At 39.9% G+C, this 6,275-nt stretch carries 6 protein-coding genes; 3 read left to right on the top strand and 3 right to left on the bottom strand.

Annotated elements, in window-relative coordinates; genetic code table 11:
- Positions 1–37 precede the first annotated feature (37 nt).
- Positions 38–730 carry a carboxypeptidase-like regulatory domain-containing protein gene (locus M23134_RS26755; RefSeq protein WP_082226715.1) on the bottom strand — a complete coding sequence of 231 codons (693 nt, stop codon included), beginning with the start codon at positions 728–730 and terminating at the stop codon, positions 38–40.
- 227 nt (positions 731–957) lie between these two features.
- On the opposite strand from M23134_RS26755, the gene M23134_RS26750 reads away from it, so the two are divergent.
- The 3 genes from M23134_RS26750 (at position 958) to M23134_RS38955 (ending at position 3,792) form a co-directional block, all read left to right on the top strand.
- A complete protein-coding gene (locus M23134_RS26750; protein ID WP_002701591.1) occupies positions 958–1,818 on the top strand; it encodes a mechanosensitive ion channel family protein in 861 nt (286 codons plus the stop codon).
- 241 nt (positions 1,819–2,059) lie between these two features.
- Positions 2,060–2,788 carry a TLC domain-containing protein gene (locus M23134_RS26745; protein ID WP_002701590.1) on the top strand — a complete coding sequence of 243 codons (729 nt, stop codon included), beginning with the start codon at positions 2,060–2,062 and terminating at the stop codon, positions 2,786–2,788.
- 191 nt (positions 2,789–2,979) lie between these two features.
- Entirely contained in the window at positions 2,980–3,792 is an 813-nt protein-coding gene (locus M23134_RS38955; protein ID WP_002701588.1) for a hypothetical protein, read from the top strand.
- Between the two features lie 172 nt (positions 3,793–3,964).
- Here M23134_RS38955 and M23134_RS26735 read toward each other — a convergent pair whose 3' ends face one another.
- Both M23134_RS26735 and M23134_RS26730 read right to left on the bottom strand, forming a co-directional pair.
- Positions 3,965–5,704: a UvrD-helicase domain-containing protein gene (locus M23134_RS26735; RefSeq protein ID WP_002701586.1), complete on the bottom strand. Its 1,740-nt coding sequence runs from the start codon at positions 5,702–5,704 to the stop codon at positions 3,965–3,967.
- 201 nt (positions 5,705–5,905) lie between these two features.
- Positions 5,906–6,262, bottom strand: coding sequence for a DUF1987 domain-containing protein (locus M23134_RS26730; protein WP_002701584.1), 357 nt, complete (start codon positions 6,260–6,262; stop codon positions 5,906–5,908).
- Positions 6,263–6,275 lie beyond the last annotated feature (13 nt).

The raw sequence follows: 6,275 nt of genomic DNA, 5'->3' as shown, positions 1-6,275 counted from the left end.
CCCAGCATACAACTTCCAAAAGTACCCACTCGCATATTTACTTGGTCACAAAGTTGATTGTTTTGGTAGTGTTGCCATCATCAAACCCAGTAAACCTTGATTGCTCGCTTTGTTGATCAAATACCTGAATCTTTGAAATGATTTCGGCAGGTAAGTTTTGCATCGCTGCTTTGGGATCGTTGCCAAAAAACGGCTTGCCATCTACCAATACCTGCTTCACTTCCTCTCCGGCTACCTTTACTTGTCCATTTTCTACGCTTACTCCAGGTAGTTTGCTCACTAAATCCTGGGCGTTGGCGTCAGGGTTGGTTTTGTAAGCCAATGAGTTAAACGATGCTGTGTCTCCTTTGATTTCCACGGGGGGCGTTTTGCCCACTACTTGTACTTCTTTGAGCTTTTCTGAAGAAACCTTCAGCAATAAGGTTCCTAAGTTTATGGCAGCATTCCTTATTTCTACAGTTTTTTGCAAGGTGTGGTAGCCAATAAAAGAAATGCGCAAGATATACTTACCTGGGGGTATATTTCGAATGATAAAATTACCTTCATTATCAGTAATCACCCCACGCCCTGTGGCAACATTTGGGCGTGCCAGTATAACAGTAGCCCCCGGTAACGCTTGTGCCCCTTTTTCCTCTACCTTGCCTTGTATGCGATGCCCTGACGACTGTGTCCAGCCCTGAAACACCAGCATTGATAAAAATAAGAGGGCCATCAGTTTTTTCATGGTCATATTCTATATAATTTAAAATTGTCAGTAAGCCTTATTCATTGGGTTTTAGACAAAGCTATGCTGGCTTTTATTCCCAAGAATGGGATAAGCTTGTTAAGCAAGTGTTAAAAAAAGATTGAAAAAAAACAAAGGTACTTGAGGGCTTCTGTATATTTGCCTTATTTTTGTTCAATTCAAAATTGACCTAGTTTTATCAAAAAAACACCCCTACCCTATTCACCAATGCAATGAAACAAATCAACGATTATATCAACCAGTTGGTAGAGCTTACCATAGGTTATGCCCCCAAAATATTGCTGGCTACACTAGTATTAATAATTGGGCTTTGGCTAATAAGGCAAGTAAGAACTGTGACCAGCCGAACCTTTGGCAGGTCAAGCACCATCAATCAAGAAGTAAAAACCTTTTTAGACTCGTTGGTGGGGTTTGGGCTCAAAATATTGTTACTTACCAGTGCTGCAGGTATTGTGGGTATAGAAACTACCTCTCTGGTAGGCATCATTGCGGCGATGGGCTTTGCTGTAGGGCTTTCGTTGCAAGGCAACCTCAGCAATTTTGCTTCAGGCATACTCATTATGGTTTTTCGCCCCTTTAAAGTGGGCGATGAGGTAAAAATAAAGGATTATAGAGCCTATGTCACCGAAATACAGATATTTCACACCATTCTTCGCAAATTTGACCAAACCCAAGTCACCATTCCTAACAATATGCTCATGACCAGTCCCATTCATAACCTGTCGGCCAACAAAATAAGAAGCATCGAGTTTGAAATACGATTGCCGTTTCACGAAAACTTAGGCAAAGCCATAAACATTGTCAAAGAAACCGCCTATGATATTCCAGAAGTGATCAAAGAAGATGAACCTTTTGTCTGGGTCAATAACTTTGGCACACACACAGTGCTGGTCAAGGTGTTTTTGAAGGTACCTCAAGAACATTTCTGGGCAACTGATTTTCAGGTAAGAAAAGCCATCATGGAGGCATTTGCTCATCACAAAATTCAAGTATCTTACCCAGAAGGTGTATCGTATGGCGAGTTTGGCAGCGATAAAAATGTGTACCCCAATAAAATGGGCTTTAAAGAATAGATAAATGATGTGATGACTACTGTTGTGTGAATGATTTTATTGTTTGGTGTTTCCCAAAGTGGTTTTGTAGAGGCATACATCTCCCCCTTTTTGTAACCTACATCCTTGCGTCTTTTTTTTTTCAAAAAATAAGAGTACAAAACTTCAGCAAATACCTTTGGATATGTACAAGCATAACCCGAAGTTTGCGGGATTTCGCCAAAAATAAATTACTAACTTATTATTAATATTTATCAACCACATGGAACTTCTGAAGTTTATCCCATTGTACTCTTTACTATTTGTTGGGTTATACCAACTATTAAGCTTATTCAAAGGTCATCAGTTTCTAAACAGCAAAGCAAAACGTGCTGACGTACTTAGTTTAATTTATTATTGTATTTCCCCTCCTTTTGCCATTATACTCTTCACAATTTCGCCTAAATTGTGGCAATACACCTTGGCAAATACCATGCATAAACACTTGTTTTTGATAGCAGTTGGGTTTTACATATATTCTAGTTATCTGGAACTTACCACCCGCAAAAAATACGACAAAAGCCTTCTTATTCATCATGTAGTAGTAAGTATTGGTATGACTCTGATGATAGCACAAGGTGAGTACCTGGCTATGTTGACCAGTTTTATTATTTTACCATTTACCAGCATATTTTATCACTTGATTCGCCTGCTCAAGGCCTCGGAGGATGACTATAGCCAGCTTATTAGAAAAACTAACAATTGGCAATTACCTATATTTATTATAATAAGAGTAGCTTTCCATATTACAGTTACTCTACTATTTGTTTACTATGAGCTGAAAGCGCCATTGTTAAGCACAGGAGTTTTTATTTATAGTTTTGCTACACTGGCAGCAGCATTCTGGCTGAACCTATTCTGGCTCAAAAAACTTGTATATATTTGTAAAAAGGGGAAGCAACAATTGAATGCGTCGAACCCACAACGCCCAGCAAAAGCTGCCATGCATTAGTCTTTAACCTCAATTAAAATTTGGTAACGTGTTCGCTAAATGCCTCAGTCAGTTATGCGTATTTGCCCTAAAAACCGAAAACTTATTTTGAGCACGTTACTTAAGAATGATTTTGCGATGTCTCGTGAAATCATTTTTTTTGCCTTGAAAATAGCCTATCTTCAATCAACGCTGTCTCACTTTTATATGCCATGAACAAAATTGCTATTCTTCTTTTTGTAATACTTGCTGGAGGTGTTCTTTACTACTTTTATCAACAAGGTGCTATTCCTACTACCCTGATGAGCGTAAGCAAATTGCCCAAAAAACGCCCTGAAAACCTGGTAATAGAAGTAAGTAAACAAGGAGGAATGTTGCCTATTTCGAAGGGTATTTATATTTCTAAAGATAGTTGTTACCAAAAACACAGGGCATACCAAACAGAAAACAAAACCTATTTTACACTCAATGCCTCCGAGCTTGACCAAATATATGCTACTTTTGTCAACAATAAATTTGATCGGTTAAAAACACGCAACATACGCACGCACGACCGAGGCGGAGTGTCTATATTTCTGCGCATCAATCGTGCAACTTACAAAATTCACGATTCGGGAAGTACTTATATCAACAAAGGCTCTAAAGCCGCTTTTAGCCATATACTAAGCTCTATCAAATCACTGGTAGCCAATAAATTAGCGCCACTTAAACAGGCTTTCGAAGTAAAAATAGACAGTAGTATTGCCCAGGTGAGTCAATCAGGCTATTTGGGCAGCCATACTGCTGACATCAGCCACGGCTTTCAAAAAAATCAACCCATCCCAGGTTCACTATCTTTTCGGCTACTGCCCGGCAAACACCTGTTACGAATCAATTTTACTACCAGGTCAGCTTTGCCCAACAGCAAAAACTACTTGTCAGGAGACCTTAAATTCACGGTCACCTCTGATACTAAAGGGGTAATGGTAAAAATGCCTGCACCCAAAGACTCTCCGAGTAATCGGCTTCTATTGTTGACCTACTAACTAAAAACTTTATAACTCATTGAAATAAGCACTCTATAAATTATTAGCTACCTGTGAACCGAATCTACAGTAGCTTGCTATGATGAGCTCAACGCAGTTAAACAGGGTCTAGCTTGTTGCTTAAAGTGCCGATATGCATCAGCATCTAGAGACTTGCCCCTGTTGGGGCACCTTAGTCATACAGCACGCCCATTTTTTTCAAACGAAAATAAACAGCTCCTTTGGTTCGCTCAAAATAAGACGCCATTTCTTCTATCGACACACTTTTGTAATACATTTCCAGTAATTCGTTTTCTTCTTGGTCTGTCCATTTTTTATTAGCATACGAAGGCTGACTTTTGCGGTAAACAGGTACTTGTTGAGGCGCTGTTTCCGGGTTCTTTTTGGCAGGCTTTGGGGTTCTCATCACTTTTATGTGGTGAGTAGGCGGCAAGTCAAACCCACGGGGCAATAGTTTTTCAGGAATATTGAGCTTATTTTTAGTCCGGGTAACGGCCACATACAACAGGTTGATCTCTTCTGAAATATAATCAGCGATTGTTGTACCCTCCTCGTTCCAAAGCTTTTCTATGGCATCTTGAGTAATAAAATCATCCAATAAAGTTACCTCGTCATATTCCATTCCCTTGCAACGGTGCACTGTAGAAAAAATCATATCCGCTTTATGTTTTTCACTATCGGGTAGGTGACGCTCTTTGAGTTCTTTGATCAGGTAAGGTAATTTTCGCCCATATTTTTTCACAATTTCTATGATCGTCTTCAACTCTACATCGTCGGTTTTGTCAGCGTAGTCTTCCAAATCATCCAACCCCGACATAGACTTGATGAGTTTGTCACGAATGCCCTGTTTATAGTCGGTATACAAGTTGAGTACATCATAAATAGAGCCTCCATCTTTGGCATAAGTATACGACGAAAAATTACCCTCAAAATATACATTTTCTATCTCACCATTGTCTACCAACATATCTATCGACTTTACCAACAAGGCAAGGTTGGTTCTTCCTATGGTGGCTTTTACTTTGCGGGTGCTGTGGGTGCCTATGCCTTCTATAGCAATTTTGAGCTGGTTTTCAAACAAGTATTTGTAGCCAATCATCGCTTCGGCGAGCTTGCTCATGTGGGTGTTGAGCCTGAAGCTTTTGGTCAGGTAAAAATCGTCAAAATCAGGCACTTGCTCCAGCGAATTGATCGCAAACCGCCAGCGGTAGATCTGCTGGTGAGTATCACCCACAATGACTCGGGTAGCGTGATCTTGCTGCAAAAATATATCAAGCATTGCCGGAGAAGCGTCTTGTCCTTCATCAAATAAGATACAATCGTAGGGCAAAATAGGGTGATGGAGTTGAAATTTTTTGAGGTAAAAATCGTGGGTAATTTCTATTTCGGCTCGGTTCATTTTTGCCAATAATACCCTGGTTTGGTGCAAAACCTCGTCATAATATTTATTTACAAACTCCCTTGCCTCTTCGCCCGATACAATAGAAAGGTAGTCAAGCTCTTGCACCTTGGCTTTATTGCTATTACAAAAAAAACTCATAAAACGGCCAATGTGCCCCGCCATTACAAACTCCGACAAGGGCTCATCATAAGGTTTCAGGTTCAAAATATCTTTGATCTGATAGGTAGTCAAGTCATATTGTTGGATACGATAACGCCCGCTACGTACTACTGCCCGGTAGGCCAGCGAGTGAGCGGTTTCTATCTTCACGTGGTCGCATTCAGCCTCAGAAAATTTACGGATAGCCTCTAATTTTACCGATCGGTTAAAAGCCAAATACAAGATTTTTTCTTTGGGGTGGGCTTGAGCATAGGCAATCAAGGTAGAGGTTTTACCTGAACCTGCCACTGCATTAATTTTTATGTTCCCCTGACTCCCCACAATGGCAGCCTGTTCTGTTGTCAGTTTCAATGGTAGCTGTTTTTGGTTGTTTTCAATCTAATATTTACCTAAGCTCAAACAACAGCATAGTTATCCTGTTGCCTTTTCACTCCAAAAAGCATCTTTGTCCAAAAACGTAAAGTTTATTTTTAACCCATTGACCACCCAACGAGTGGCCATAAAAATTTTGCCTATCGGGCATCAACAAAGGGAGGTGTTATCAGTTGTTGATTAGTATTCAATCAACTCAAATGGGAGCTTTGAAAAATTCTTAAAATCTTCTCCAGAATCCCTCAAGTCTTCATCGTCATAATACCAAATTACTTTCACGTTAGGCAAGCTTTGTAACATTCTAAACATAGAAGTAAGCGACTTGCTGTTGGCAGTACTAAAGTACTCTAGTTTTATCACTAAAGTAGTACTTTCATTGGGTTGGGTGAGGTACGATTGCCACCAACGCATAATAGGACTAAAGTAGGCGTGGCTATCTAATATAATTAGCCTACCCGACATAGTAAAAGTACCCTCGTTTGCATTAAAAATCACCTCAGGTGTGTGTTCTGTGGCTTCTAGTTTCAGTTCTTTCATGCTTTAAGTTTTG

The sequence above is a fragment of the Microscilla marina ATCC 23134 genome (assembly GCF_000169175.1).
Taxonomy (GTDB): Bacteria; Bacteroidota; Bacteroidia; order Cytophagales; family Microscillaceae; genus Microscilla; species Microscilla marina.
Note: the sequence above shows the minus strand (reverse complement) of the source record. Positions and strands in the feature narration are given on the sequence as shown.

Excerpts from the sequence above, each read along its gene's own strand:
- M23134_RS26755 (WP_082226715.1), bottom strand. The coding sequence starts at position 730 with ATGACCATGAAAAAACTGATGGCCCTCTTATTTTTATCAATGCTGGTG.
- M23134_RS26750 (WP_002701591.1), top strand. The coding sequence starts at position 958 with ATGAAACAAATCAACGATTATATCAACCAGTTGGTAGAGCTTACCATA.
- M23134_RS26745 (WP_002701590.1), top strand. The coding sequence starts at position 2,060 with ATGGAACTTCTGAAGTTTATCCCATTGTACTCTTTACTATTTGTTGGG.
- M23134_RS38955 (WP_002701588.1), top strand. The coding sequence starts at position 2,980 with ATGAACAAAATTGCTATTCTTCTTTTTGTAATACTTGCTGGAGGTGTT.
- M23134_RS26730 (WP_002701584.1), bottom strand. The coding sequence starts at position 6,262 with ATGAAAGAACTGAAACTAGAAGCCACAGAACACACACCTGAGGTGATT.